This window comes from Saccharopolyspora sp. NPDC047091 (assembly GCF_040643635.1).
Lineage (GTDB): Bacteria > Actinomycetota > Actinomycetes > Mycobacteriales > Pseudonocardiaceae > Saccharopolyspora_C.
This window is the reverse complement of the sequence record NZ_JBEYUS010000070.1, coordinates 1-25,420: the sequence shown is the minus strand read 5'-3', so window position 1 is coordinate 25,420 and position 25,420 is coordinate 1. Positions and strand designations below refer to the sequence as shown.

26 protein-coding genes are annotated in these 25,420 nt (G+C 73.4%); 11 read left to right on the top strand and 15 right to left on the bottom strand.

The window, feature by feature from the left end:
- Positions 1-352 precede the first annotated feature (352 nt).
- Positions 353-1,309 (bottom strand): NADP-dependent oxidoreductase, encoded by a 957-nt coding sequence (locus ABZ805_RS24115; protein ID WP_358444460.1) that lies wholly within the window; start codon positions 1,307-1,309, stop codon positions 353-355.
- Positions 1,310-1,397: 88 nt separating this feature from the next.
- Between ABZ805_RS24115 and ABZ805_RS24110 the strand changes: the two genes are divergently transcribed.
- From ABZ805_RS24110 to ABZ805_RS24100, 3 genes are all read left to right on the top strand, one after another.
- The gene (locus tag ABZ805_RS24110) at positions 1,398-1,985 is read left to right on the top strand and encodes a TetR family transcriptional regulator (RefSeq protein ID WP_358444458.1); all 588 of its coding nucleotides are present in this window, start codon (positions 1,398-1,400) and stop codon (positions 1,983-1,985) included.
- Between the two features lie 194 nt (positions 1,986-2,179).
- On the top strand, positions 2,180-3,223 hold the full coding sequence (locus ABZ805_RS24105) for an MBL fold metallo-hydrolase (protein ID WP_358444455.1): 1,044 nt from the start codon (positions 2,180-2,182) through the stop codon (positions 3,221-3,223).
- A gap of 350 nt (positions 3,224-3,573) precedes the next feature.
- Positions 3,574-3,990, top strand: a complete 417-nt coding sequence (locus ABZ805_RS24100) for a sigma-70 family RNA polymerase sigma factor (RefSeq protein ID WP_358444452.1) — start codon at positions 3,574-3,576, stop codon at positions 3,988-3,990.
- A gap of 45 nt (positions 3,991-4,035) precedes the next feature.
- On the opposite strand, the gene ABZ805_RS24095 is transcribed toward ABZ805_RS24100, so the two are convergent.
- The 3 genes from ABZ805_RS24095 to ABZ805_RS24085 all read right to left on the bottom strand — a co-directional run bounded on the left by ABZ805_RS24095 (position 4,036) and on the right by ABZ805_RS24085 (position 6,837).
- A complete protein-coding gene (locus ABZ805_RS24095; RefSeq protein WP_358444449.1) occupies positions 4,036-4,923 on the bottom strand; it encodes an NmrA family NAD(P)-binding protein in 888 nt (295 codons plus the stop codon).
- A gap of 388 nt (positions 4,924-5,311) precedes the next feature.
- On the bottom strand, positions 5,312-6,184 hold the full coding sequence (locus ABZ805_RS24090; protein WP_358444446.1) for a helix-turn-helix transcriptional regulator: 873 nt from the start codon (positions 6,182-6,184) through the stop codon (positions 5,312-5,314).
- 92 nt (positions 6,185-6,276) lie between these two features.
- On the bottom strand, positions 6,277-6,837 hold the full coding sequence (locus ABZ805_RS24085) for an XRE family transcriptional regulator (RefSeq protein ID WP_358444444.1): 561 nt from the start codon (positions 6,835-6,837) through the stop codon (positions 6,277-6,279).
- A 150-nt stretch (positions 6,838-6,987) separates the two neighbouring features.
- Here ABZ805_RS24085 and ABZ805_RS24080 point away from each other — a divergent pair, with 150 nt between their 5' ends.
- On the top strand, positions 6,988-7,476 hold the full coding sequence (locus tag ABZ805_RS24080) for a YbaK/EbsC family protein (RefSeq protein ID WP_358444441.1): 489 nt from the start codon (positions 6,988-6,990) through the stop codon (positions 7,474-7,476).
- A 111-nt stretch (positions 7,477-7,587) separates the two neighbouring features.
- On the opposite strand, the gene ABZ805_RS24075 is transcribed toward ABZ805_RS24080, so the two are convergent.
- Together ABZ805_RS24075 and ABZ805_RS24070 are read right to left on the bottom strand one after the other, a co-directional pair.
- Positions 7,588-7,878 carry a hypothetical protein gene (locus ABZ805_RS24075; RefSeq protein WP_358444438.1) on the bottom strand — a complete coding sequence of 97 codons (291 nt, stop codon included), beginning with the start codon at positions 7,876-7,878 and terminating at the stop codon, positions 7,588-7,590.
- A 395-nt stretch (positions 7,879-8,273) separates the two neighbouring features.
- On the bottom strand, positions 8,274-8,972 hold the full coding sequence (locus tag ABZ805_RS24070) for an alpha/beta fold hydrolase (protein WP_358444435.1): 699 nt from the start codon (positions 8,970-8,972) through the stop codon (positions 8,274-8,276).
- A gap of 118 nt (positions 8,973-9,090) precedes the next feature.
- On the opposite strand from ABZ805_RS24070, the gene ABZ805_RS24065 reads away from it, so the two are divergent.
- The gene (locus tag ABZ805_RS24065) at positions 9,091-9,444 is read left to right on the top strand and encodes a helix-turn-helix domain-containing protein (protein ID WP_358444432.1); all 354 of its coding nucleotides are present in this window, start codon (positions 9,091-9,093) and stop codon (positions 9,442-9,444) included.
- 151 nt (positions 9,445-9,595) lie between these two features.
- Here the strand turns inward: ABZ805_RS24065 and ABZ805_RS24060 are convergent, their stop codons facing one another.
- Positions 9,596-10,816 carry an NAD(P)/FAD-dependent oxidoreductase gene (locus tag ABZ805_RS24060; RefSeq protein WP_358444429.1) on the bottom strand — a complete coding sequence of 407 codons (1,221 nt, stop codon included), beginning with the start codon at positions 10,814-10,816 and terminating at the stop codon, positions 9,596-9,598.
- A 154-nt stretch (positions 10,817-10,970) separates the two neighbouring features.
- On the opposite strand from ABZ805_RS24060, the gene ABZ805_RS24055 reads away from it, so the two are divergent.
- Positions 10,971-11,879: a LysR family transcriptional regulator gene (locus ABZ805_RS24055; protein ID WP_358444426.1), complete on the top strand. Its 909-nt coding sequence runs from the start codon at positions 10,971-10,973 to the stop codon at positions 11,877-11,879.
- Between the two features lie 201 nt (positions 11,880-12,080).
- Here the strand turns inward: ABZ805_RS24055 and ABZ805_RS24050 are convergent, their stop codons facing one another.
- Positions 12,081-12,968, bottom strand: coding sequence for a helix-turn-helix transcriptional regulator (locus tag ABZ805_RS24050; RefSeq protein ID WP_358444423.1), 888 nt, complete (start codon positions 12,966-12,968; stop codon positions 12,081-12,083).
- Between the two features lie 267 nt (positions 12,969-13,235).
- Complete coding sequence (locus ABZ805_RS24045) at positions 13,236-14,039, bottom strand: SDR family oxidoreductase (RefSeq protein WP_358444420.1); 804 nt, start codon at positions 14,037-14,039, stop codon at positions 13,236-13,238.
- Between the two features lie 442 nt (positions 14,040-14,481).
- Here ABZ805_RS24045 and ABZ805_RS24040 point away from each other — a divergent pair, with 442 nt between their 5' ends.
- Positions 14,482-14,715 carry a hypothetical protein gene (locus ABZ805_RS24040; protein WP_358444417.1) on the top strand — a complete coding sequence of 78 codons (234 nt, stop codon included), beginning with the start codon at positions 14,482-14,484 and terminating at the stop codon, positions 14,713-14,715.
- A 31-nt stretch (positions 14,716-14,746) separates the two neighbouring features.
- Here ABZ805_RS24040 and ABZ805_RS24035 read toward each other — a convergent pair whose 3' ends face one another.
- From ABZ805_RS24035 to ABZ805_RS24025, 3 genes are read right to left on the bottom strand one after another with little or no spacing between them, the layout of a single operon-like run.
- Complete coding sequence (locus ABZ805_RS24035; RefSeq protein ID WP_358444414.1) at positions 14,747-15,163, bottom strand: cupin domain-containing protein; 417 nt, start codon at positions 15,161-15,163, stop codon at positions 14,747-14,749.
- 33 nt (positions 15,164-15,196) lie between these two features.
- Positions 15,197-16,219 carry a zinc-dependent alcohol dehydrogenase family protein gene (locus ABZ805_RS24030; protein ID WP_358444412.1) on the bottom strand — a complete coding sequence of 341 codons (1,023 nt, stop codon included), beginning with the start codon at positions 16,217-16,219 and terminating at the stop codon, positions 15,197-15,199.
- Positions 16,220-16,265: 46 nt separating this feature from the next.
- Positions 16,266-17,507 (bottom strand): MFS transporter, encoded by a 1,242-nt coding sequence (locus ABZ805_RS24025; RefSeq protein WP_358444409.1) that lies wholly within the window; start codon positions 17,505-17,507, stop codon positions 16,266-16,268.
- A gap of 162 nt (positions 17,508-17,669) precedes the next feature.
- On the opposite strand from ABZ805_RS24025, the gene ABZ805_RS24020 reads away from it, so the two are divergent.
- A complete protein-coding gene (locus tag ABZ805_RS24020) occupies positions 17,670-18,611 on the top strand; it encodes a helix-turn-helix transcriptional regulator (protein WP_358444406.1) in 942 nt (313 codons plus the stop codon).
- 252 nt (positions 18,612-18,863) lie between these two features.
- On the opposite strand, the gene ilvD is transcribed toward ABZ805_RS24020, so the two are convergent.
- Both ilvD and ABZ805_RS24010 read right to left on the bottom strand, forming a co-directional pair.
- Positions 18,864-20,732 (bottom strand): dihydroxy-acid dehydratase, encoded by a 1,869-nt coding sequence (ilvD, locus tag ABZ805_RS24015; RefSeq protein ID WP_358444403.1) that lies wholly within the window; start codon positions 20,730-20,732, stop codon positions 18,864-18,866.
- Positions 20,733-20,847: 115 nt separating this feature from the next.
- Positions 20,848-21,372 carry an Lrp/AsnC family transcriptional regulator gene (locus tag ABZ805_RS24010; protein ID WP_358444400.1) on the bottom strand — a complete coding sequence of 175 codons (525 nt, stop codon included), beginning with the start codon at positions 21,370-21,372 and terminating at the stop codon, positions 20,848-20,850.
- A gap of 412 nt (positions 21,373-21,784) precedes the next feature.
- On the opposite strand from ABZ805_RS24010, the gene ABZ805_RS24005 reads away from it, so the two are divergent.
- Both ABZ805_RS24005 and ABZ805_RS24000 read left to right on the top strand, forming a co-directional pair.
- Complete coding sequence (locus tag ABZ805_RS24005) at positions 21,785-22,297, top strand: Lrp/AsnC family transcriptional regulator (protein WP_358444397.1); 513 nt, start codon at positions 21,785-21,787, stop codon at positions 22,295-22,297.
- A 159-nt stretch (positions 22,298-22,456) separates the two neighbouring features.
- Positions 22,457-23,251 (top strand): FadR/GntR family transcriptional regulator, encoded by a 795-nt coding sequence (locus ABZ805_RS24000; RefSeq protein WP_358444394.1) that lies wholly within the window; start codon positions 22,457-22,459, stop codon positions 23,249-23,251.
- Between the two features lie 20 nt (positions 23,252-23,271).
- On the opposite strand, the gene ABZ805_RS23995 is transcribed toward ABZ805_RS24000, so the two are convergent.
- Positions 23,272-24,732: an MFS transporter gene (locus ABZ805_RS23995; RefSeq protein WP_358444391.1), complete on the bottom strand. Its 1,461-nt coding sequence runs from the start codon at positions 24,730-24,732 to the stop codon at positions 23,272-23,274.
- Between the two features lie 218 nt (positions 24,733-24,950).
- On the opposite strand from ABZ805_RS23995, the gene ABZ805_RS23990 reads away from it, so the two are divergent.
- Positions 24,951-25,420, top strand: a 470-nt coding sequence (locus ABZ805_RS23990) for a bile acid:sodium symporter family protein (RefSeq protein WP_358444388.1), incomplete at its 3' end; no start/stop codon positions are given.

Sequence of the window (25,420 nt, the reverse complement as noted above, 5' to 3'; positions counted from 1 at the left end):
TCGTGCCGTGGTCGCGGCCGGGATGCCGTGGGCTCGCATCGATGCGCCGGCGGTGCTCGCCGAGGCCGAGCCCGCGGCCGTCCCGGGAAACCCGCACCGCCGCCGTGCTGGTCGCGGCCGAGCTCGGCGACCCGCGCGAGTCGGCACGCCGGGCGCGGCTTGCCGAACTCGGTCCCCGAACTGCGCGGTGGGGCCTCGACGGCGGGCGGTTCCGGGGCTGTGCGTGGACGGGGCGGTCGGTGCGCGTCCTGCGCTCGTCGTGGAGAACCACGACGGCGCGGCCGGGTTCGGCCCTCGTGCTCCCCGCCGGTCGGCGAGGCCGGTCCCGCCGCCGAGCGGCGGGGCCGCAGGGTCAGAGGTCGACGACGACCTTGCCGTGCACGTGGCGTCCTGCCTGGAGTTCGACCGCGGCGCGGACCTGCTCGACCGGGAAGTGCGCCGCGATCGGCACCCGCAGCTCCTCCGCCGCGACGAGTTCGGCGATCTCGTCGAGGGCGCCGCGGGGTGCGGCGGCACCGTTCGCGGGCGTGATCCCGTCGAGCTGGGCGGCGATGGTGGTGATGCGCGCGTCGGGCACGCCGAGTTCGCGCGCGACGTGCGCCGTGTCCGTCCCGTGCAGGTCGACGGCCGCGGTGATGCCGTCGGGGGCGAGCGCGCGGACCCGGTCGGCCAGGCCGTCGCCGTAGGCGACCGGCTCGGCGCCCAGGGCGCGCAGCGCATCGGCCGAGGTCGCCGACCCCGTTCCGATCACCCGTGCGCCCGCTCGGCGGGCGAGCTGGACGGCGAACACGCCCACCCCGCCACCGGCTCCGCCGATGAGCACCGCGTCGCCCGGCCCGGGCTCGACGACGGCCAGCGCCGCGGCCGCGGTGCGGCCCGCGATGGCGAGGGTGGCGGCGGTGCGGTCGTCGACGCCGTCGGGGGTGCGGTGGGCTTCGCCGCCCACCGCGATGGTCCCCGCTTCGTCCACGACGACGTGGTCGGCGATCGAGCGGGACAGGGCGCCGCCGAACACCCGGTCTCCGACCGCGAAACCGCGCACGCCGGCGCCGACCTGATCCACGGTTCCGGCGAAGTCGGTGCCGAAACCGCACGGCAGGCTCAGGCCGAATCGCGCGGCGGTGTCGGCGTCGGAGGTCATGAACCAGTCCATCGGGTTCAGGCCGGCGGCGGTCACCCGCACGCGGATCCGGCCCGGTCCGGCCTGCGGCGCCGGTGTCCGGCGGACGCGCAGGTTCTCCGGCCCGCCGAACGATTCGAGCTGGACCGCGCGGCTCGTGTCCGCCGGAGTGGTGCTCGGTTCTGCCACGCTCGTCTCCCTGGTGGTTCGCGTCGCCGCACAAACGGACTACGCTTCGGTTAGCGGCGACCCTAACACAAGTGGAGCGTGTTCCGTTTTGGTTGATGCAGAGAACCGCGCACCGCGGGCGGATGCGGCCCGCAACCGGCAGCAGCTGCTGGACGTGGCGACCCGCTTGTTCGCCTCGGCGGCGAACGAGCCGTCGATGCGGGCGATCGCCGCCGAGGCCGGAGTCGGCATCGCGACGCTCTACCGGCACTTCCCCACCCGCGAATCGCTCGTCGAAGCGGTCTACGCCGACCAGGTCGCGCGGCTCACCACCGGCGCCCGCGAACTCCGCGCCCGGCTCGACCCACCCGCGGCGCTGCGGAGTTGGATGGACCTGTTCGGGGAGTGGATCGCGACCAAGAACGGGATGCTCGGCACCCTGCACACGATGGTCGAGTCGGGCGAGATCGCCCATGCCCGCACCCGGGCCGAACTGCTCGCGGCCATCGACGACATCCTCGAAACCGGTCGCGCGAGCGGGGAGCTCCGGAGCGACGTCCCGGCCGAGGACATCGCCGCCGCGCTCATCGGGATCTTCACCGTCTCCCGCTCGCCCGGGAACGAGGAGAGGGCGGCCCGTCTGCTGGACCTCCTGGTGGACGGGCTCCGGGTCCACGCCGAACCGGCGGCCGGGTGAGGCGCCGCCCGGCCCGAGGGGGCTCGGCGCCGCCCGGTGGCCGTCGCTCCACTGTGGACGGCGGCGGGTCGGCGCGGCCGAATCGCCCATCACGTGATCAGGGACACGTTCCGCGGGTGAATCCTGCGGCGGTACCCCGCGCCTCTCGTAGGCGGCTCCGGAAGTGGAGCGACGAGAACGCGGAGGGAACCACCATGTGCGATGCCACGTCCGCCGGTGCGGCGGAGGTCCACCGGATCAGGCCCCGCGAGTGCGCGGGAACCGCGGTCGACCCGATCCGGCTCGAACCGGTCGACGAAGTGCGGATCACCGTGCTGATGGACAACAGCTTCGACGCGCTGCTGCCGGAGAGCCCGGTGGTCCGGCGGGCCGCGGTGACCACCGGCCCCGTTCCGGTCCCGTCCTTCGAGGAGGTGGAGAGCCCGGTCGGGCTCAGGGCGGAGCACGGCTTCTCCGCGCTGGTCGCGGTGCGCCGGGGCGGGCACGAGTCGACCGTGCTGTTCGACGCGGGGATCTCGCCGGACGGCGTGGTGTGCAACGCCGACCGGCTCGAAGCGGATCTCGGCGGCGTGCAGGCGGTGGTGCTCAGCCACGGCCACCACGACCACACCGGCGGCCTGCTCGGCGTCCTCGAACGCCGCCGCGGCGACCTGCCGGTGCTGCTGCACCCCGAAGCGTGGACACCGCGGCGCCTGGAGGGACTGGTCGACCTCCCGCGGCTGAGCCGGCGCGCGCTGGAGCGCGAAGGCGTCGCCATCGTCGAGCGGCGCGACCCGTCGCTGCTGGTGGAGGGCATGATCCTGGTGACCGGCGAGGTCGACCGCACCACCGAGTACGAACGCGGCATGCCCGCCGCGCACCAGCGGTGGACGGGGGAGGCGTGGACCCACGATCCGCAGGTCGTCGACGACCAAGCGCTGGTGGTGCACCTCCGCGGCCGAGGGCTCGTGGTGCTGACCGGATGCGGCCATGCGGGCGCGGTCAACATCCTGCGGCACGCCCGGCGGCTCACCGCGGTCGACGACGTGCACGCCCTGATCGGCGGCCTGCACCTGAGCGGACCCGCGTTCGAACCGGTCATCGCCCCGACCGTGGCGGAACTGGTGCGGCTGCGCCCCGACGTGCTGCTGCCCGCGCACTGCACCGGCTGGCGCGCGAACCACGCGCTCGCCGCCGCTCTCCCCGACGCGTGGATCCCCAGCAGCAGCGGCAGCACCTGCGTGCTCCGGGCTGCTTGATTCCTCGGGGCTCGGCTCGTTCTGCGTAGCGACGCGGGTGGCGCAAGCTCAGCGTTCTCCTCGCTGCGGGATCGTTTTCACCGGTGGCTCGGCCACAGGAGAAAGCGCTGTCATCGCGCGGAGAAAGCTGAGAACCCGCGGCGGTGCCGGATGCTCAGGTGGTCGGCGGCTTCGCCGCTGAGAGGCGGTGCGGAGTCGAATTTCGGAGGTGGCGAAGTGGTGGATGATCGGTGGGTGTCGGGGCCTCCGGCTCTCTCGGTGTTGTCCGGTGAGGTCGTGGACGCCGCGCGGCGGGGGGATCCGGGGGCGTTGGCGGAGGTGATCGCCCGTGCCGACCCGGTGGTCAGCGGATGGCTCGAAGTCGTTGCGCCACGCGGGAAGACGCCGAGGACGCCGCGCAGGAAGCACTGCTCATCCTGCACCGGCGCCTCGGCGCACTGCGCACCGCGACGGCGCTGGGCGCGTGGCTGGCGCGCGTGGTCGGCCGCGAATGCCTGCGGCTCGCCCGCCGCACCCTCCGGGCGGCCCCGGCCGAAGGTCCTCCGGTAGGGGACCGCGCGGTGGAGGACGTCGTGCTCGGGCGGCACGGCGACCTGGCCGCCGCGCTGGCCGGATTGCCGGTGCAGGACAGGGAGATCCTGCTGCTGCGCGACGTCCTGGACCGGTCCGGCGACGACACCGCCGCCGAGCTCGGCCTCACCCGCGCCGCGATGAAGTCCCGCCTGCTCCGAGCCCGCGGCCGGCTGCGCCGGGCATTGCTCGGGTGAACCCGGCGGGCCGGGCCGACCGGTGCGCGGGCCGGCCGGAACCGGTCAGCGCGTGCCGAGCGCGGGCACGAACTCGGCTTCGATGAAGTCCTCCAGCGACGTCGGGGTGGTGGTGTCCGGCGTCCGGCGCTGGACCGCGCGCAGGTGACCGGTGTTCACGGCGTGCGGAACCTCGGTCATCATCGCGCGCACGCTGTCCGACACCCCCGCCGAGCGCAGCCGCTCGTCGAAGGCCTGCGTCGTGCAGCGCTCGTAGGTCACGGGATGTCCGATCGCGGTGGCGATCGCCCGGGCGACTTCGTGCATGGTCACGTCCCGCGCGCCGTGCAGTTCCCGGACGATCGGGGTGCCCGGGCGGGGCCGCAGCAGCTCCTCGGCCGCGGCCACGCCGACGTCGCTCGTGGTGATCATCGGGAGCGGGACGTCGGGGTCGAACGGTGCGGTGATCGTGCGGTGGGTCCGCACGGAGTCGACGTGGTCGAGGAAGTTCTCCAGGTAGTAGCCGGCGCGCAGGAACGTGAGGTGCACCCCGGGAACGGCCGAGAGGCGTTCCTCGAACCGGTGCAGCCCCGCGACCGGCCCGGTCCCGCTCGCGTGCTGCGCTCCCCAACTGCTGAGCGCGACGACGCGGGGCACCCCGGATTCCGCGACGGCCTCGGCGAGCGCGGCCGCCGCCCGGTCCTGGAACGCGGCGAAGTCCGGGTGGTCCGGCAGGTAGTTGGGCTGCAGGACGAGGTAGGCGGCCTCCGCGCCGTGCAGGGCGGCGGCCATCGCGGCCGGATCGGACTGGTCGGCCCGCCGGGGCTCGGCGCCGCGGCCGGTCAGGTCGGCGAGCCTGCTCGGGTCGCGGCCGACGACGCGCACGGCGTGGCCGTGGGCGAGCAGGTGCGATGCGGCCGCGCGGCCGGTGCGACCGCCGGCTCCGGTGATCACGTGCACGGTTCTTCCCCTATCGGTGGTGGTTTCCGCCCGCGGATTCGGTGCGGGCGGTGCGGTCGGCGAGATCCGCCGCGCGACGGCCGTGCGGTTCTCCTCCGGACAGGTGCGGGGGAGCACCGCCCCGGTAGGCGCGCCGGGTGGGAGCGAGCGGTGTCGTGGCGCCGCGATCCGCGGCGGAATCCGGCCGCGGCGCGGGAAGTTCCGGCCGAGTCGCGGATCGTGCGCGGCCGCGCGACGGTCCCGGTCGGCGGGCCCGGTCAGCAGGCCGCGACCGGTCGGTGCCCGGAAGACCACGCCGCCCCGGGCGCGCCTTCCCCCGTGGCGCGGTGGCGCGGCGGTGTCCGGCGTCGAACAGGGGCGCTCCGGGAGAGCACCCTGCGGCCTACCCCCGGTCGGCCGGTGCGGGGTCCGACAAGGTGGCGAACGACGCGAAGCTCAGCAGCGCTTCCTCGGTGGCGCGGTCGGCGGGGTGGTACGCCCAGATCCGGTGCCCGTCGCTGCCGGGGAGTTCCAGCACGTGCTGGTCGAACTCGACCGGGCCGACCAGCGGGTGCCGGAACCGCTTGCGGTCGAAGGACTTCTCGTGCACGTCGTGCCGTGCCCATGCGGTGCCGAACACCTCGCTGCGCACGGCGAGCTCGCCCACCAGGTGTTCCAACCGGACCGAGTCCGCGGCGGGCCCGGCGCTGGCGCGCAGCGCCGCGACCACGCAGACCGCCAGCGCCGGCCAGTCGGTGAAGAACTCCCGCGCCCCCGGCGACAGGAACACCATGCGCGCGTAGTTCCCCCGGTGCTCCAACCCCTCGTGCAGCACCTCGCCCAGCGCGTTGGCGGCGATGACGTCGAGCCGTCGGTTCACCACGATCGCGGGAACGGCCACCGAGTCGAGCAACGACCGGACCGCCCCGAGCCGGGCCGCGCCGATCCCGTCCGCATCCGGTCGAGCACCGGTTCCGGCGGCTCCGCTCGCCGTGATCTCCCGCAGGTACCGCGCCGAGGCGCGGTCCAGCAGCAGGGCCGCCGACAGCGCGTCCACCACCCTGGCCGACGGATGCCGTTCCCGGCCCTGCTCCAACCGCGTGTAGTAGTCCGTGCTGATCCCCGCGAGCAGCGCGACCTCGTCCCGCCGCAACCCCGCCACCTGCCGGCCGCCGCCCGGCACCAGGCCGTGCTGCTCCGGGCGCACCTGCCTGCGCCGAGCCCGGAGGAACTCGCCCACCGGGCTGTCCAGCGCTTTCGCCACCGCTGACTCCATGAGCCCACCGTAGGCAGCTCGCCGGGAGCACGGGTAGGAGAGCGGCACCCACCCCGGCGCCCGCCGCGCCCGTCCCCGCCGGGCCGGTCGGCTCACGGCTGGGTGCGGGTGATGACCAGCAGGCCGCGCACTCGTTGGTTCCCGATGCGTTGGTACAGGTGGTCCCGGCTCGCGTCGAAGGTCGCGAAGTCGCCGGGGCCGATCTCGGCGGTGGCGCCGACGGGACCGAGGCGGATGCGGCCGGAGTGCAGGTGCAGGTGTTCGTGCGTCCCGCGCGGGTGGCCGGGCGAGTGCTGCGCGGCCGCGCTGTGCAGCTGGAAGTCGTAGATCTCCGTCGAGGACCCTCGGTCGGCGGTGGTGTGCAGCAGCCAGGCTTCGACGGACTCGCCCACCACGCGCGTCCCCTCGCCATGGGGGACGACGCGTGGCGGTACGAGCGCGTCCGGTTCGGTGATGAGCTCGGCGAGGCCCGTGTCGAGAGCTGTGGCGAGCGCGTAGAGGGTGTCCAGGGTGGGGTTCCCGCCACCGGCCTCGAGCTGGGTCAGCGTCGCCCTCGACATGTCCGCGCGGCGCGCCAGCTCCACGACGGACAGGCCGTTCTGGCGGCGCACCCGGCGCAGGTTCTCCGCGAGCGGCTTTCGCACCTCACTCATGATGACCAGTATGACAGTCATGGTGACCATTGTGATAGACACTTGGTGGAAGCGGGAGGACGATCCGGCCGGTCGGCGGGACATCGACGCCCTCGATGATGGCGCGCCCACCGCACCGGACCGCGCCGCCGAGCGAGGAAGGGCACCACCATGACCGATGTCGAGCACCTGCCGGAGCGCAGCCGCATCGTGCAGCAGCACCTGATCGACGCGGGCCTGACCGCACGCGTGCGCGAGCTGCCCGACTCCACCCGCACCGCCGCCGAAGCGGCCGCGGCGCTCGGCTGCGAGGTCGGCGCGATCGCGAGCAGCCTGCTGTTCCAGGCCGACGAGGAGCCGTTGCTGGTGATGACCAGCGGGCGCCACCGCGTGGACCCGGGCGTCCTCGCCGATCAGCTCGGCGCGACGAGCATCGAGATGGCCACCGCGAAGCAGGTCCGCGCCGTCACCGGCCAGGCCATCGGCGGGGTCGCTCCGGTGGGACATCCGGCCCCGGTGCGCACGGTGCTCGACGAGGCGCTGGCCGAGCACGAGACCGTCTGGGCCGCCGCGGGAACCCCGAACACGGTCGTACCGCTGACCGTCGACCAGCTCAGCACGCTCACCGGCGGCCGCACGGTGCGAGTCGCGACGTACTGACCCCCGCCGCCGTGCGCCCGCGCGGACCGGCGGCCGCACCCGGACCGGGTCGGGATCCGGGCGGTTGCGCGGCCGCCGGACCGGGACGGCGGGGCCGGTGCGCCACTTCGATCAAGATCTGCGGACGCGGGTGCGGGCGTAGGCGAGCCCGGTCCCGCCCAGTGCTCTCGTGCGAATCCACGCGGCCTGCGTGCGGGGGACGGGGAGCAGGATCTGGTAGTCGCGCCGGCGGATCGAGTTCAACGAGTCGCGGGCGAGGGCGTGGTACCGCTGCGCGAACCACCGCGACGACGGGTGCACCGAACGCCACCAGTCCTCGGACTCGGTCAGCAGCCGGTCCACCCGCTCCGCCTGGCGGCGGGCGAGCAACCGCAACGGCCGCGTCGTGACCCCACTGGACACGGCGATAATGCGGGATGTCAGTGCTCCGAAAGGGTGGGAGCGGTCGGCGGAAAAACCGAACGTGGAGTCCGATTCACGTCGAAGTGCTGGGTGGAATCGGGTTTTCCGCCGTCGCCGGTTCCGGCCCCGGCGGGGCGTTCGGATGACGAGCAGGTGTTCTGCGGGCTCGCCCGGGAACTCGCCGCTGGGGAACTTTCCGATGGGTGCACCGTCCGCGGTGCGAGTGCGCGCCGCGGCGGGCCCGGCATCGGGCGTGGCCTGCGATGCCGGAGTCCGCTGCGCCCGCAGTGCCTGAGTGTCGACAGTGGACGATCGACCGACGTTCCACCTGGCCGGGTGCACACGGCCGATGCGCGGGCCCGTTCTCCGAAACGAGGGGCACCCCGCGGCGCCGACTACGCCACCTCCAGCAGCAGCGCGGCGAGCTCGACGGGCGTGGTGATCATGCAGTCGTGGCCGGTCGGCAGTTCCCGCACCCGCTCGCCGGCCGGGACGGGACGCCGGGTGATGCCCGCCGGTCGCCCGCCGACGCAGTGGATGTGCGTGCGCGGGATCGCGCGGGCGGAGGGGTCGTCCATCCGGACCGGTTCCTGCAAGCACCGCACCGGCTGGTCCGACAGCATCGAGCGCAACCAGGCGACGTCGTCGGGATCGGTGACTCCGAACAGGCCGAGCGGCGGCGGCTGCTCCGGCATCGGCGGAACCCGCCAGCCGTCCACGGCGACGTCGATGAGCTGCTCGGTGACCGGTTGGACGTCGACCGCGGTCTCGCCGTCCTCGGGGACCATCGCGTCGAGGAACACCAGGTGCGCGATCCGCTTCGGGACGCGGTGGGCGACACCCGAGACGACCATCCCGGCGTAGCTGTGCCCGACGAGCACGATGTCGTCGAGGTCCTCGCCTTCGATCAGGTCGGCGACGTCGTCGACGTGGGTGCCGAGCCCGACCTCGGGGCCCAGCAGGTGCACCTTGTCGCCGTAACCGGTCAGCGACGGCGCGAGCACCCGGTGCCCGGCCGACTCCAGCAGCGGGACCACCCGGTCCCAGCTCCGCCCGCTGTGCCAGGCGCCGTGCACCAGCAGAAATGTGGTCATGGTGCTGCGGTTCCTCCTCGTGCCTCGGTATTGTTCAGTAACCGAGAACATCGTCATCCCCACGACGCGCACCGGGCAATGCGGCACTTTTCAGTGCCCCGGTTCTCAGGAGGTAACCGTGCAGGACCCGTGCCGGACCCGCGAAGTCCTCGGCATCGTCGGCGACAAGTGGGCGCTGCTGATCGTGCGGATGCTCGAGGGCGGGCCGTTGCGCTTCACCGAGCTCAAGCGGGCCGTCGACGGCATCAGCCAGCGCATGCTCACCGTGACGCTGCGCGACCTCGAACGCGACGGAATCCTGACGCGCACCGTCCGCAACGTCATGCCGCCGCACGTCAGCTACGAGCTGACCACGATGGGCCGGACCTTGCGCGAGGCCACCGCACCGCTGCTCGAGTGGAGCATCGCGAACCTCCCGCACATCGACGCCGCCCGCACCGCGTACGACACCCGCGAAGTCCCCGGTCCCTGAAAGCGGCACCCACCGCACCTGGCCGGAGGTTCGCCGACCGGGGTGCGCGCCGGTCGGTCACGCCCGCGGCAGGTCGCGGGGGCGGGGCAGGGGCGTCGGGGAGGGGTGTGCCGGACGGCGGGACGCGGTGCGGTCGACGGCCGCCGGTGGCTCACCGGTGGGCGACCGGCAGGTCGTCGGGCAGGAAGTCGCTGCTGGTGGAACGCGGGTCGGCGGAGGCGCGGAGGACGGGGAAGACCTCGGCGCGCAGGTCCGCCTCGTAGGCGGCGATCTCCGCAAGCAGGTCGGAGTCGTCCTGGGCGGCTCGCTGCAGTGCGTTCGCCAGCGCCGCGGCGTCGCGCAGGGCGCTGTTGGCCCCGGCGCCGAAGGTCGGGGGCATGGCGTGGATGGCGTCGCCGAGCAGCGTCACCCTGCCGGTCGCCCAGGGTTCGGCCGGTTCCAGGTGGCGCAGGGATTGCCGGAGCAGGGTCTCCGGGTCGACGTGCTCGACGAGCTCGGCGAGCGCCGGGTGCCAGCCGGTCACCGCGGTGCGCATCGCGGCGTGGAGCCGTTCCGGGGTGGCGCGCCACAGGTCCGGGACCTCCGTTGCGAGCGGGCCGTTTCGCGGCAGGCCGAAGTTGACCATCAGGTACGGCTCGACCGGGTCGATGTCGGCGCCGGGGGCCAGCTCGGCCGCCGCTTCGGCGACCGGTCGGCGCGGCTGGTAGGCGCCATAGGCGAACGTGGTCCCGTCCGGTCCCGTCGCGATGGCGAAGCCGTCGAACAGCGCCGCGGGCAGCGCGGCGACCAGTTCGTCCGTGAGCGGCGCTCGCGATGCCACACCGCGCGCGCCGGTGTCGACGGTCGCCACGTGCGGGAGCAGCTGCCTGCGGACCGCCGAGCGGATGCCGTCCGCCGCGACGAGGACGTCGCCGGTGGCCGAGGAACCGTCGGTGAACAGCAGCCGCACGCGTTCCCCGTCGTCCTCGAAGCCGGTGACGGTGCGTCCGAAGTGGAGGACGTCGTCCAGCCCGACGCTCATGATCTGGCGCAGGGCGCGCCGGTCGACCGCCGTGTGCGGGCGTTCCGGGTCGTTGGCCGGGCCGATGTGCGGGCGGGTCCCCAGCTCGCGTGCCAGGTGGTCCAGCAGGACGAGGCGTTCGCGGCGGGGCTTCGCGCGCGAGGTCTGCACGTAGAGCTCGTAGAGGTGGTCCGGCAGGCACTGCCGCAGCGCGCCGCCACCCGCTGCGTTCATGTGCAGCCGGTAGCCGGACCGCACGATGCCGGGCGCGCTCTCGTACACCGCGCAGCTGATCCCGCGCCGACGCAGTCCCTGCGCCAGGCAGAGCCCTCCCATTCCGCCTCCGGCGATCAGGACGTGACACGGCGACACGGACTACCTCCTCGGCGTTCGGCGCGGAACGGGTGCGAGCCGGTGGCCGGATCTCCTTGCCGGACAACGACATCCGCGCTGATGTCCGTCATCCTGCGGCAGCCGGGACCATCGGGGAAGCCGAGATCGCCTATGTTGGTCATCGGGAACGCCGATGACCGGGCGAGGTGCGATGGGGCTGGATCTGAACCTGCTCGTCTCCCTGGACGCGCTGCTGCAAGAGCGCAGCGTCACCAGGGCGGCGCAACGGCTCGGGCTGAGCCAGCCGACGTTGAGCACCGCGCTGGCCCGGCTGCGGCGCCACTTCGGCGACGAGCTGCTCGCCAGGACCGGCAACGCCTACGAGCTGACCGCGCTGGGGGAACGGCTCGCCGAGCACACGACGCAGGCATTGATGTGGACCGACCGGGTCTTCCAGACCCGGCCGGAATTCGACCCGGAACGATCCGACCACGAGTTCACCCTGGTGGTCGCGGACTGCCACCTGCCGATCTTCGGCCGCGCCCTGGCCGACCTCGTCCGCGAGCGCGCGCCGCACGTGCGGCTGAAGTTCCAGCACAGCACCACCCACCTCGTCCAGCGGGCCTCCGAGCACCTGCGCACGGTCGACGGGATCGTGCTGCCGCAGGGCGTGCTGGTGAACTTCCCCTCCACGCACCTCTACCGGGACCGGTGGGTGTGCGTGGCCTCGTCCGGCACTGCCGCGGACGCCGTGGCCGCGGACTTCGCCGAGCGGACCTGGGTGGTGGCCTACCAGCCGCCGTTCTCCGCGCTGTCTCCCATGCCCAGCCTGCTCGCCGGTGGTTCGCGGCTCGACGTCGCGGTCATCACCGAGAACTTCCTGTCCGTCCCGCACCTCGTCGCGGGCACCGATCGGCTCGGCCTGGTGCCGGAGCGGATCGCCCGCCTGCAGTCGACCGCGGACGTCAGCGTCGTCGACCTGCCCTTCGAGCTCGGCTACCTGGTCGAGTCCTTGTGGTGGCATCCGATGCACGAACGCGACCCCGCGCACAGCTGGCTGCGGCACGTGGCCGCCGAAGCCGGGCGAGCCGTCGACGGGTGAGTCCGGGGCCCGTTCTTCACGGCGTGCCCGGGTGCTCGGTCCTCCGCGCGCCGCGGCGACGTGCGGTCGGTGCAGGTGCGCCGGCGCTACCGGCCGGGGTTCGTCCCTGGTCGTACCCACCCGATCTTCGGTGCGCAGCAGGACGATCCAGGCCAGAGCCCGGAGCGCTCGCCGATCGGGCAGCGCCGACCGGCCGGCACCTCAGCCGAGCGCGCTGATCCCGGTCGCCAGCCCCTCCCGGCCTGCCGCCCACGACGCCAGCAGGGCCAGGCCGTCCGCGGTCGGCGTGCCTTCGGATGCGGTGTAAACGTTCAGGAGCAGGCCGGGTTCGGCGGACAGCTCCGCGGACTCGACGTCCAGGTCGAGCCGGCCCACCACCGGGTGGTGCAGGCGCTTGCGCCCGGACCGGTGCAGCCGGACGTCCTGCGACGCCCACCGCTGCCGGAAGAGCTCGCTGCGCGTCGAGAGCTCACCGACCAGGCCGACCAGCTCCTCGTCGTGCGGGTTGCGGCCGGATTCCATGCGGAGCTTCGCGGCCACGTCGCGCGCGATCCGGTCGTAGTCGACGAAGAACTCCGCCGCCGCGGGGTCGAGGTACACGAACCGCGCCGTGTTCGCCGGTCGTCGGGTGTCGGCGAACACCGGCGCGTACAGCGCGCGGGCCTGCCGGTTCGCGGCCAGCACGTCGTAGCGGCCGTTGCAGATCCAGGCGGGCGCACCGGTGATGGCGGCGAGCACCTGGTGCAGCGCCGGACGCACCGTCGCGGCGGGTCGCCGGCGGCTCGGGCCGCCGCGAACCCTGGACCGCCGCGCGAGGTGGAACAGGTGATCCCGCTCGGCCTCGTCGAGTTGCAAGGCGGCGGCCAACCCGTCGAGCACCCCGTCGGAGGTTCCGGCGAGGCTGCCGCGTTCCAGGCGCACGTAGTAGTCGACCGACACCCCGGCCAGCAGCGCCACCTCCTCGCGGCGCAGACCCGCGACCCGGCGGTGGCCGCCGTAGGCGGGCAGTCCGGCCCGTTCGGGCGTGATCCGCGCACGGCGCGAGCTCAGGAACTCCTTGATCTCGGTGCGCAGGTCGAGCGTGGTCACCGCTTCACCCTAGGCCCTGCCCGCGGGCGGAGGGAGGTGCTGCCAGTACCCCGCACGCACGGCGTCGCGGCTGGCGACGGCCGGTGGTGTGTCCGGCCCCGAAGCAGGGGAGCAGGCTCTCGCCGCCCGAGATGGCCCGCAGGGCGGCGGCGAGTGCCCGGGGGCCAGGCCCCGCACGGACGCGGATCGGGTACGGGTGCTCCCGCGGGACCGCGGGACCGCGGACGTGCGCCCGAGGTCCCGCCTCCCGCTGTCCCGCGCCGACGTCTAGGTGCCCGATGCGGTCGTGGCGATGCCGCCGTCGACCGGGATGACGGCGCCCGTGAGGTAGGACCCGGCCCGGCTGGCGAGGAACACGGCGGTACCGGCCATGTCGTCGTCGTGGCCGAGCCTGCGCAGCGGGGCCTTCGCGGCGATCTCGTCGCCGATGGCCTCCAGCGTGGACGCCATCATCTGCGACGGGAACGGCCCCGGCGCTACCGCGTTCACCGTGACGTGCTGCGGGCCCAGTTCTCTGGCGAGCACCCGGGTGAGCTGGTGGAGTGCCGCTTTGCTGCCGGCGTACGAGTAGTTGGGCGACCCGGCGACGTGGATGGCGGCGATGCTGCCGATGTTGATGATCCGCGCGGGATCACCACCGGTGCCCGCCCGGCGGAGTGCGGGGAGCAGTGCCTGCACCAGCCAGAACGGCGCTTTGAGGTTGAGGTCGAGCACGGTGTCCCACGCCTCGTCCGGGAACGTCTCCAGCGGCTCGCGCCACATCGCTCCCGCGTTGTTGACGAGGACGTCCAGGCGTCCCGAGTCGGCTTCGACGAGATCGGCGAGGCGCCGGCACTCGTCGTGCCTGGACAGGTCGGCGGGGATCGCGCGAACGTCGCCGAACTCGGACAGCCGGTGCTGCGCCTCAGCGCACGCGTCCGCCTTGCGCGAGCTGATGACGACGCGGGCGCCCGCCTGCAGGAGGCCGCGCGCCACCATCATCCCGATGCCCCTGGTACCACCGGTGACGAGCGCGTGCTTCCCGCTCAGGTCGAAGAGGTCCGCGTGCGCGGTGAACTGGTCTTCCGCCATGGGTTTTCGTTCTTCCCGTCGTGGAGTCCTGCGTGGACGCGGACGCGCGTCCGCTGCAACCGGATCGAGCCGCCGCGCGTCCGCGGAGTGCCGCCGGGCTTGTGCTCGCGGCGACCGGGACGGGCTCGCGGGTGGCCGTCGTGGGCTCCTCCCGCTGGGCCGTCCCCGGCCCGGCTCGACCAGGTTGGCAAGGATTCCGGGCGCCGGGGAGAGCCTGTCGGCGCAGGTACCACGAGAACCCCCTTCGCCCGGTGCACCGACTCGCGCTGCCGCGATGGTCCGCCGATCGAGCTCCGCGGGACGGAGATGCGGATCGAGGATCTGCGCTTGCCGGTCGCGGGAATGCGGCGATGAGCCCGTGCGCGGTTCGGGCCCGAGACCGCTCGTGCTCTGAACCGTCGGTTGGGGCCGGGTGGGGAGAATTCGGGAGCCGGGCCCGAAAATGCGGCTACGAACGGGATTGCCGACCGCCGCCGTCGTCGGCGCGCTGAAGATCGAGCCGCCGCCGAAGGGCGGCACCGACCGCGAAACCCCGCCCGGGCCGCACGAGCAGCGGGCGGGGTGCGCGATCTGCTCCGGGCCACCGAGCCTGCCGATGGGCGTCGGCGGCGGCCGCACCGCCCGCGCCGCTCGGTGGTACCCGGCCGGTGGCGCCGCAGGTCCGGGTCAGCGGTGACTCCCCGGGCCCGCGGGCCGGTCGCAGGTGGTCAGGCCGGTTCTTCGGGTGCGACCTCGTACTCGGCGGAGGTGACGTGCCTGCCCCACGTGACGGGGTTCCCCGCGTCGTCGTTCTGCTGGATGGCGATGTGGACCATGAACCGGTTGGGGGCGGCGCCGTGCCAGTGGTTCTCGCCGGGTTCGAAGAAGACCCGGTCACCGGCGCGAATGGTTTCCACCGGTCCTCCCTCGCGTTGGCACCGCCCCACTCCTTCGGTGACGAAGACGGTCTGGCCGTGGGGGTGGGTGTGCCAGGCGGTGTGGGCTCCGGGGGTGAAGTGCACGGCCGCGGCGGCGAAGGTGGAGCTGCCTGCGGGCGCGGCGACCGGGTCGATGTAGACGTCGCCGGTGAACCAGTCGGCGGGGCCTTTCTGGGTGTCGAGGCTGCTGCTGCGGGTGATCTGCACTGCGTGCTCGTTTCCGTTCGTCGGTGCTGGTGCTCAGGGGGTGAGGAGGGTTTTGACGGCGCTGCGTCGATCCATGGCCTGGTAGCCCGCTGCGGCCTGCTCCAGCGGCAGCGTCAGGTCGAACACCTTGCCGGGGTCGATCTCGCGCCGCCAGACGAGGTCGACCAGACGGGGCAGGTACCGCCGCACCGGGGCCGGTCCGCCGTGCAGGTGGACGTGGGAGAAGAACAGTTCGTGGCCGGGCAGCGCGACGTCGTGGGCGACGCCGACGTAGCCCACGTGCCCGCCGGGCCGGGTGGAGCGGATGGCCTGCATCATCGATTCCTGGGTGCCGACGGCTTCGACGACGCTGTGCGCGCCGAGCCCACCGGTGAGCTCCGCGATCCGCGCGACGCCGTCGTCGCCGCGTTCTTCGACGACGTCGGTGGCGCCGAATTCGCGGGCGAGTTCCTGGCGGGAGGGGTGGCGGCTCATCGCGATGACGCGTTCGGCGCCGAGCCGCCGGGCGGCCAGGACCGCGAGCAGCCCCACGGCACCGTCCCCGACGACGGCGACGGTCTTGCCGGGCCCGGCCTCGGCCGCGACGGCCCCGAACCAGCCGGTGCCGAGCACGTCGGAGGCGGCCAGCAGCCCCGGGACCAGGTCCGCGGGCGGGTGTTCGGGGGTGGCCACGAGGGTGCCGTCGGCGAGCGGGATCCGCACCCGTTCGGCCTGGGTTCCGATCGCCCCCATCGCGACGCGCTGCGCGCAGGAGGGCTGGTAGCCGGACCGGCAGATCTCGCAGGTGCCGTCGGAGGCGAAGAACGAACCGACCACGAACTGGCCCGGCCGGATCGTGTTGACCGCGCTGCCGACCTCGTCGACGACGCCGACGTACTCGTGGCCCATCGGCGTCGGGCCGCTGACCTCCTCGATCCCTCGGTACGGCCACAGGTCCGAACCGCACACGCACACCGCCGAGGGGCGGATGATCGCGTCGGTCGGGTGCATGAGCACCGGGTCCTCCCGGTCCTCCACCCGCACATCGCCGGGGGCGTGCAGTACGACACCACGCATGGTCCTTCTCCTCCTCGTGCTTCCTGGGAACGCCGTCGCCGTGGGTTCAGCCGACCGGCGCCGGGGTGCGGACTTCGCCGCTGCGCCTGCGTGGCGCCCGGGCTGTGGCGAGCAGTCCGATCGGCAGCAGCGCCGACCCGGTCACCACCGCGCCGAGCGCGGCCGGGCCCGCCAGCCACCACGCGCTCGACAGCGTCGCCCCGGCCACGGCGGAACCGGCAGCGGTACCGAGGTTGAACGCGGCCGTCGCCATCGAGGAGGCGAGCGCCGATCCCTGCCCGGCGTGCCGCAGCACCTGCGCGATCAGGACCGGGTTCGCCCCGAGCCCGGACGCGCCGAGCAGCACCACCAGCACGACCACGACCACCGGGTGCGCCGGAGCGAGAGCCAGGACCGCCAGCTCGGCCGCGGTCAGCGCCACCGCCCCGGCCACGGTGGCCAGCGGACGCCGGTCACCGAGCCTGCCGCCGAGCGCCGTGCCCGCCAGCGCACCGACCCCGAACCCGGCCAGCACCACCGGCACCCAAGCGGCGGGGACACCCGCGCGGCCGGTCAGCAGCGGGCTGATGTAGCTGTAGGCACCGAGGAATCCGGCCTGGGCGAGCACGATCGCGCCCAGCACCACCCACGTGCGCCACGGGCGCACCGCGGACAGCTCCGCGCGCACCGGTGCGGGACGGTCCGCGTCGCCGGCGCGTTCGCGCGCGGCGGCGGGCGTGGACCGCAGCACCGCCGCGGCGGCCAGCAGGGCCAGCGCCGCCAGCAACCAGAACGGTCCTCGCCATCCGGTGAGCCGACCGGCGGCGGTCCCGAGCGGCACACCGGCTACGACGGCCAGGCTCAGGCCGCCCGACATGACCGCCAACGCCCGCGCGCTCGCGCCGGGACCGGCGGCCCCGGTGGCCACCACCGCGCCGACGGCCCAGAACGTCCCGGTCGCGAGCGCGGTGATCACCCGAGCGGTGGTCACCACGGCGAACGAACCGCTCAGCGCCGCCACGACGTGACCCGCGGCGAACACCAGCAGCGCCAGCACCAGCGTCGCCCGCTGCGGCAGCCGCAGCGTCGCCAGCGCCATCACCGGCGGGCCGATGATCATCCCGGCCGCGAACGCCGTGATCAGCGACCCGGCCCGGGCGATGTCCACCCCGAGGTCGGCCGCGGCCTCCGGCAGCAGGCCCGCGAGCATGAACTCGGTGGTGCCCATCAAGAAGATGCCCGCGGCGATCACGTGGACCAGCCCGGGCAACCGCGTGCGGCCGGTGGTGCCGCCTTGCGGATCGTTCAACGCCCCGTCCTCCCGGTGGCTCGTCGCCGGGCCCTCCCCGGCGCTCGACACCCATGCAACGCCGGGCGGAGCCGAGGTGGGAGGCGAAGTCCAGGGGGGTGCCGCCAGCACCCCCCTCGCAGCACCTGGCACCACCGCACCGGGGGTCGTAGCGTCGATGCCGTGAGCAAGGAGAACCAGGTGGAGATCGGCGCGTTCCTCGCGTCGCGGCGCGCGCGGATCACCCCGGACCAGGTCGGCCTGCCCGTGTACGACGCGACCAAGCGCCGCGTCCCCGGGCTGCGGCGGCAGGAGGTCGCGACCCTGGCGGGACTCTCGGTCGACTACTACACGCAGATCGAGCGGGGCAAGGTCAACACCGTCTCGGAGGGCGTGCTCGATGCCGTCGCCCGCGCCCTGCAGCTCGACGAGGCCGAACGCTCCCACCTGTTCGACCTGCACCGCAGCGTGATCACCGGGCCGCAGCGGTCGCGTCCCCGCCGCGCGAGGACCGTCCGGCCGATGGTGCAGCGCGTGCTCGACGCCATGGCGGTGCCCGCGTTCGTGCGCAACGCCCGCCAGGACCTGGTGTGCGCCAACCGGCTCGCCTACGCGTTCTACTCGCCGCTCTACCCGGATCCGCTGCACCCCGATCCGAGCAGGCCGGTGAACTTCGTCCGCTTCTGCTTCCTGGACCCGGCGGCCCGGCAGTTCTACCCCGACTGGGAGCTCATGGCCGACAGCGCGGTGAACCTGCTGCGCACCGACGCGGGCCGGGACCCCTACGACCGCGGCATCTCGGACCTCGTCGGTGAGCTGTCCACGCGCAGCGACGAGTTCCGCACCCGGTGGGCGAAGCACAACGTGCGCCTGCACCACACCGGCAGCAAGGACTTCCACCACCCCGTCGTGGGTGACGTGACGGTCACCTACGAGACGATGCCGCTGCCCGCCGACCCCGGTCTGGTCCTCACCGCCTACAGCCCGGAGCCCGGCACGCCGTCGGCCGACGCCATGACCTTGCTCGCCACCTGGGCCGCCACGCGGCTCACCGGCACGGCGGCCGCGGGCGACGAGCCCGCTTCCGGGCAGGTCGGCTCCCCGCCCTCGCGCGGTGAACGCTGACGGTCCTCCGCGCGGCCGTCGGGTCCGCGGCGTCGGGGCGGGGGAGGTCGTCGTCGTGGCCTCGCGGGCGGTTCACCGGAACCGCGCCCCGGTGAGGTGCTCGGTTCGGCACGGCTCCGCCGATCGCCGGAGTCGGCGGCGCACCGCGGACGGGGCTGGCGGTCCTCCGGCCGCGGGGACGAGTCCGGTCCGGCGACCGCGTTGCGGGTGCGCCGCGTTCGCCCGGTTCCACCGCTGCACCCGCAGGGACTGTCAGGGGAGTTCGGCGAACGCCTCGTCCAGGTCTCGCACCGCGCCCGTCGACGCGGAGGTGGCGAGCGCCGCGTACACCCGCAGCGCCTCGCTGATGGGCCGGACCCGCGCGGCCGGCCGGAAACCGCCCGGCCGCTCGCGCACCGCACCGCGCCGCCGGGCGAGCTCGGCGTCGGGCACGTCGACGGAGATCGCCCGCTCCGGGATGTCGATGGTGATCGGGTCGCCGTCGCGCACGAGGCCGATCACCCCGCCCGCGGCCGCTTCCGGGGACACGTGCCCGATCGAGAGCCCGGCGGAGCCCCCGGAGAACCGGCCGTCGGTGATCAAGGCGCAGGAGGTGTCCAGGCCGCGTCCTTTGAGGAATGACGTGGGTTGCAGCATCTCCTGCATCCCGGGGCCGCCGCGCGGGCCCTCGTACCGGACCACGAGGACGTCGCCGGGTTCGACCCGGTCGCCGAGGATGCCCTCGGTGCACTCCTCCTGGCTCTCGAACACCTTCGCCGGGCCGGTGAACCGCAGCATCGAGTCGGCGACCCCGGCGGTCTTGACCACGCACCCGTCGAGCGCCAGGTTCCCGGACAGCACCGCCAGCCCGCCGTCGGGCGAGTAGGCGTGCTCGGGCGAGCGGATGCAGCCCTTCTCCCGGTCGGTGTCGAGGTCCGGGTACCGCTGCGTCGAGCTGAACGGGGCGATCGTGCGCACTCCGCCCGGAGCGGCGCGGAAGAACCGGGCCTTGTCCGGCGCGGCCGCGGCCGACCGGACGTTCCACGCGTCGAGCTGCTCGCCCACCGTGGCGCCGCTGATGGTCGGCAGCGACCGGTCGATCAGCCCGGCCCCGTCCAGTTCGGCGAGGATGGCCTGGATTCCGCCCGCCCGGTGCACGTCCTGCACGTGGTAGTGGCTGCTCGGCGCGACCTTGCACAGGTTGGGCACCGAGCGGGACAGCTCGTCGATGTCCGCCAGCGCGAAGTCGACGCGGGCTTCGCGGGCGGCGGCCAGGATGTGCAGGATCGTGTTGGTGGACCCGCCCATCGCGAGGTCGAGGGCCATCGCGTTGCGGAAGCCGGTCCGGGAGGCGATCGAGCGCGGCAGCGCGGTCTCGTCGTCGTGGTCGTAGCAGCGCCGGACCAGCTCCATCGCGGTGCGGCCCGCGTCGGCGCAGAGGGCGCGCCGGTCGGCGTGCGTGGCCAGCAGCGTCCCGTTGCCGGGCAGGCCCAGGCCCATCGCCTCGACCAGGCAGTTCATCGAGTTCGCGGTGAACATGCCCGAGCAGGAGCCACAGGTGGGGCACGCGTTGTCCTCGACCGCGGCCAGCTCCTCGTCGGACAGCCGCTGGTCGGCCGAGGCGGAGAACGCGCTGATCAGATCGAGGTCCTGGGTGCGCAGCCGTTCGGGGACCGAGGCCGGTGCGCGACCGGCCTCCATCGGGCCGCCGGAGACGAACACGGTCGGGATGTTCAGCCGCAGGGCCGCCATCAGCATCCCCGGCGTGATCTTGTCGCAGTTGGAGATGCACACCAGCGCGTCGGCGCAGTGGGCGTTCGTCATGTACTCGACGGAGTCGGCGATCAGCTCGCGGCTGGGCAGGGAGTACAGCATTCCGAGGTGGCCGTTGGCGATGCCGTCGTCGACGGCGATCGTGCTGAACTCGCGCGGCACGCCGCCGTGCTCGACCACCGCCTCGGCGACGACCTCGGCCACCTGGTTCAGGTGCACGTGCCCCGGCACGAACTGCGTGTAGCTGTTGGCGACGGCCACGATCGGCTTGCCGAGGTCACGCCGCGCCACTCCGGCCGCCATCAGCAGGGACCGCGCTCCGGACATGGATCGGACACCGGTGATCGTCGCTGATCGAAGTGCTCCCATCCCGTCAGCGTAGCAGTCAATTGGTCAGAATTGATCTGCTGGAAACAGCATTTGATTACCAGCGGGGGATCATGCTGAACGTATGATCGTCATGCCGGTGAACGGAGCCGCGGGATCAGCCGACCGGCCGGTCGAGCTCGTCCTCCGGCCGGCCCGCGGCGCCGACGCTGTCCAGCACGATCATGGCCTCGGTGTGGACCACGCCCTCGACGCCGCGCAACGTGCCCTGCAGGAGCTCCCGCAGGTGGAACGCGTCCCGGACGTAGCACTCGACGACCAGGTCCCACGATCCCGTCACCACCCAGACCGTGTGCACCTCGTCCAGGTGGGACAGCGCCTCCGCGCAGCTGTCGCTGTGCTGGTCGTCGTTGGTGCGCACCACCACCAGGGTGTGCATGTACCCGAGCCGGGCCAGGTCCACCTGCGCGTGGTAGCCGGTGATGACCTCCGCCGCCTCCAGCCGTGCGATCCGCTCGCCCACGGCTCCCGGCGAACGGTTCAGCTCCCGGGCGATCGCCCGCACGGACATCCGCGCGTCCGCGCGCAACAACTCCAGGACCGATCGGTCCAGCTCGTCGAGGACGACCGGGCCTGCCGCCGCCTGGTGGTCGACCGGGGCCGCGCGCACCTTCTCCGTCATCGAACGCTCCTCCGCTGCCGGTGTCGGATGACACTTGACGATGTTTCGGCGCGCACATCGTACGTCTGTTCCGCGTGGTCGCGGTGCTGTTCGCACCGCCGTGCGCCCCGCGATCGCACGACTTGCACGATTGACATGGATTACTGGACTGACCAGCATGCTGATGTCACCCAGATCCAGTGACCGGGGCCACCGCCGGGAAGTGCTGGAGCGAGAACCCGTGAGGTGCGGCCGGAGGGACGAGCGCGTCCGCCCGGCTGTCGCGCTGCGCCCGCGCCCGCTCCCTGCTGCGGCGGACCGGCCGACCAGGTCTTCCGCGCACCGACGACGGACTCCGGCCGACCGCCGAGCTCCGCCGTCGGGCGAGAACCACCGGAGCCACCAGCTCTTCGGTGCCGAGACGGAGGCAGAGATGGACCAGTGGACCGGCTGTCCGGAAACCGAGACGTCACCCCGACCCGAGGTCGACGTCGCCGACAGGATGCTCATCAGCCTGCTCCGGTCGAACGCCTGCGCCGATGTGGACGACCTGGCGAGCCGGGTCGGCCTGTCCCGGGCCCAGGTGCGCGTGCGGCTGCGGCGGCTGGAGCGCTCGGGGGTGGTGCGCGGCTACCACGCGCGGATCAGCGCCCGCGCCGCCGCCGAGGGCTGCGTGCTCGCCTTCGTGCGGTTCACCGGGGACGGACGTCCCACCGCGGGCGAGCTGAGCGGTCTCGCGGGGGTGCAGCGCGTGCACGCCTTGTCCTCCGGTTGGGACTACATGATCGAGGCGGCCGAGTCCTGCTTCGCCGCGTGCGGTGACGCGCTGCTCGGGCACCCGGCCGACATCGCGCTGGTTCCGGTGGCGCACGGTCGGCAGGGGGCGACGACCGGCACGACCGGCGGACCGTCGGCGCTGCCGCGGCTGACCCAGACGATCCGGTGACGGCGCGGACCAGGCGGCCCGTCCGGGCGGTGCGCCTGCGGGGCCGGGGCATCCGCGCAGGTCGACCTGTCTATGCTGCGCACGTCGGCGCCGCTTCGCGGGTCGGCGAACGCGGAGAAGCTGCTGTCACGCAACCGACTCGACGAGTGGAGTGCGAAGGTGCCCACCCCGAAGTTCGCTCCGGTCGCCCGGACGCGCGCGCACGAGGCGGTCAAGGCGCAGATCGAGGAGAAGATCCTCCAGGGACAGCTCCAGCCCGGCGACCGCCTGCCGTCGGAACGCGAGCTGTGCGCCCAGATGGGCGTGAGCCGGCCGACCGTCCGCGAGGCGATGCGCACGCTGGAGAGCGCGGGAGTCGTGGTCCTGCGCCCGAACGATCCCACCGGCGGCGCCATCGTCCGGATGCCCGACGGCGCCAACCTGGAGCGTTCGCTGCTCGACCTGGTGCGGTACTCCCAGCTCTCGCTCGGCGACCTGATCGGGTTCCGGATGCTGGTCGAGACGACCGCCTGCCACCTCGCCGCGCAACGCCGCGACGAGGCCCAGATCGACGGCATCGTCCGGGCCCAGCGGGCCGTCGAGACGACCGTCGAGAGCGGCACGAACGAGGAGTACATCGCCGCCGACATCGAGTTCCACGTCTCGGTCGCCCGCGCCTCGGGCAACCGGCTGCTGGAGCTGTCCACCAGCGCCGTGCGAGCGGCGATGGCCGGGCTGATCGGCGACGCCACTGTGAAGGGCGGTGCCGCCGTCAAGCACGACTTCGTCCGGCGGCACGGCGCCATCGTCGACGCGATCCGGCTCGGAGACCCCGACCTGGCCTCGTCGTGCGCCCGGCGGGACATCGTCGACTACTACCTGCCGCTGGTGGACGGCCGGGACGAGCCGACCTTGAGCGCGCTCGAGGCGTTCGTCGCGGCGGCCGCCTCGAACGCGCCCCCGACCGCGGTGTAGGGAACGCGCCCCGGCGCGGATCACCCCTCCGCGGCCCGCGAGGTGGTGCGCCGGTGCGCGCGGTCGGCGGTGCCTCGGCGGTGCGCCAGCAGCACGCAGGCCGAGGCCAGGACGCCCAGCACCAGCTGCAGGGTCCACGCGCGCCCGAAGGTTCCGGCCGACGGCTCGGAAGCCACGATCGCCACCAGCAGGGCCACTCCGACCGCACTGCCGATCTGGCGGCTCATGTTCAGCACCGCGCTGCCGGTCGTGGCGCGGTCGGGCGCGAGCGCACCGGCGGCGGCGAACAGGGGCGCCTGGGAGAGGCCGCCCGAGACGCCCATCAGCACCAGGCCGGGGAACATCGCCGACCAGTAGGCGGGGACGTCGGTGACGGTCAGCAGCCAGTACCCCGCCGCCGCGGACATCGTGAGGGTGCCGACGGCGGCGGGCAGCACGCGGCCGAACCTGCGACGGAGGGGACCCGCGTTCATCGCGAAGCCGACCGAGACGATCGGAGCCGCGGCGATGCCGATCCCGGCCTCCAGCACGCTGAAGTGCCACACCTGCTGGAGGAACAGCGCTCCGCCGAACAGGTAGACGGCGAATCCCGCGAACAGGCTGAACAGCGCGAACACGGCGGCGGTGAACTCCCGGTCGCGGAACAGCGCGGGTTCGACGACCGGTGCCGCCGCGGTGAAGCCGCGCCGCACCGTGACCGCGGCGAACACCGCCGCCGCGGCGAACAGCCCGATCGTCCACGGGCTGCCCCAGCCCCACTGCGGACCCTGGGTGGTGGCCAGGACCAGCGAGCTCACCGCGGCGAACAGGGTCGCGGTGGACACCACGTCCGGCAGGGGGCGACCGGCCGGTTCCCGGACCTCCGGCAGCAGCCGGACGCCGCCGACGAGCGTGAGGGCGCCGATCGGGAGGTTGATGAGGAAGATCCACCGCCAGTCCAGGCTGGCGAGCAGCCCCCCGAGCGGCGGCCCGGCCATGGCGGCCACACCCGCCACACCGGCCCACAACCCGACGACCAGGGCGTGCTGGCGCGGCGGGAAGCTGGGGTAGAGCAGGCCCAGCGACGGCGGCACGCTCATCGCCGCACCGACCGCCTGCACGGTCCTGGCGGCCACCAGCACCGGCAACGTGGGCGCGAACGAAGCCAGCGCGGAACCGGTCGTGAACACCGCGACCCCGGCCAGCAGCATCCGCTTCCGGCCGTGCAGGTCCGCCAGCCGCCCCGCGGGCACCAGCAGCGCGGCGAAGACGATGGCGTAGGCCGACAGCACCCAGGACATCGCCGCCGTCGACGCCCCGCCGAAGGACCGCCCGATGCCGTCCACGGCTACGTTGACGATGAAGAAGTCCAGCTGGGCCATGAACGCCACCGCGCTCAGCACCGCCATGATCAGCCAGCGGCGCGGTGCGCCGCGTTCGTCCGTCGCTTCCGGACTCGCGCGGCCGTCGCCGGAGGATTCAGCCCCGGTGTCCACGGACATCACCACCTTCGTCGATCCGAAATCCGAGCAACGGCGCGGAGAACCGGGCTGCCCGTGGGCGAAACCCTTCCGCTCCAAGGGAAAGAGCGAGATTGTTCCGCGATCGTGCCACGAAGGTCTGGAAGGCGTCGGCCCGCGTGCGGTAATTTCGCTCGGCCACGCGGTATATCTACCGTCGTACCGGCAGCGTTGCCGGGGCCGCCTGGCGTGGAGGAACGATGCTCTCGCGCATAGCAGCATTCAGTCAGCTGGTCGGTCGTTGGTTCCCGTTGATCGTGCTGGTGGCCGGTGCGGTCGCGCTGGTCTTCCCGAGCTTGTTCGCGGGGTGGACCTCGGTGGTGCCGTGGTTGCTGGCGGTGATCATGCTGGGGATGGGCATGACGTTGGAGCCGCGGGATTTCGCTTATGTGGCACGTCGTCCGGTGGCGTTCGCGATCGGGGTGGTCGCGCACTTCGTGATCATGCCGCTGCTCGCCTGGCTGTTGACGGTGGTGCTCCCGCTGAGCCCGGAGTTGGCGGTCGGGGTGATCCTGGTCGGTTGTGCGCCGAGCGGTACTTCGTCGAACGTGATGGTGTTCCTGGCGAAGGGGGACACGGCGCTGTCGGTGGCGATGAGCAGCGTGTCCACTCTGGTCGCGCCGATCGTGACGCCGTTCCTGGTGCTGTGGCTGGCGGGTAGCTACCTGCC

Bases quoted from the DNA above. Each gene is read 5' to 3' on its own strand.
- ABZ805_RS23995 (WP_358444391.1), bottom strand. From the start codon at position 24,732: ATGTCCGTGGACACCGGGGCTGAATCCTCCGGCGACGGCCGCGCGAGT.
- ABZ805_RS24045 (WP_358444420.1), bottom strand. From the start codon at position 14,039: ATGGCGGAAGACCAGTTCACCGCGCACGCGGACCTCTTCGACCTGAGC.
- ABZ805_RS24080 (WP_358444441.1), top strand. From the start codon at position 6,988: ATGACCGATGTCGAGCACCTGCCGGAGCGCAGCCGCATCGTGCAGCAG.
- ABZ805_RS24040 (WP_358444417.1), top strand. From the start codon at position 14,482: ATGCGGCTACGAACGGGATTGCCGACCGCCGCCGTCGTCGGCGCGCTG.
- ilvD (WP_358444403.1), bottom strand. From the start codon at position 20,732: ATGGGAGCACTTCGATCAGCGACGATCACCGGTGTCCGATCCATGTCC.
- ABZ805_RS24030 (WP_358444412.1), bottom strand. From the start codon at position 16,219: ATGCGTGGTGTCGTACTGCACGCCCCCGGCGATGTGCGGGTGGAGGAC.
- ABZ805_RS24090 (WP_358444446.1), bottom strand. From the start codon at position 6,184: ATGGAGTCAGCGGTGGCGAAAGCGCTGGACAGCCCGGTGGGCGAGTTC.
- ABZ805_RS24010 (WP_358444400.1), bottom strand. From the start codon at position 21,372: ATGACGGAGAAGGTGCGCGCGGCCCCGGTCGACCACCAGGCGGCGGCA.
- ABZ805_RS24070 (WP_358444435.1), bottom strand. From the start codon at position 8,972: ATGACCACATTTCTGCTGGTGCACGGCGCCTGGCACAGCGGGCGGAGC.
- ABZ805_RS24055 (WP_358444426.1), top strand. From the start codon at position 10,971: ATGACCGGGCGAGGTGCGATGGGGCTGGATCTGAACCTGCTCGTCTCC.
- ABZ805_RS24085 (WP_358444444.1), bottom strand. From the start codon at position 6,837: ATGAGTGAGGTGCGAAAGCCGCTCGCGGAGAACCTGCGCCGGGTGCGC.
- ABZ805_RS24005 (WP_358444397.1), top strand. From the start codon at position 21,785: ATGGACCAGTGGACCGGCTGTCCGGAAACCGAGACGTCACCCCGACCC.
- ABZ805_RS24100 (WP_358444452.1), top strand. From the start codon at position 3,574: ATGGCTCGAAGTCGTTGCGCCACGCGGGAAGACGCCGAGGACGCCGCG.
- ABZ805_RS24105 (WP_358444455.1), top strand. From the start codon at position 2,180: ATGTGCGATGCCACGTCCGCCGGTGCGGCGGAGGTCCACCGGATCAGG.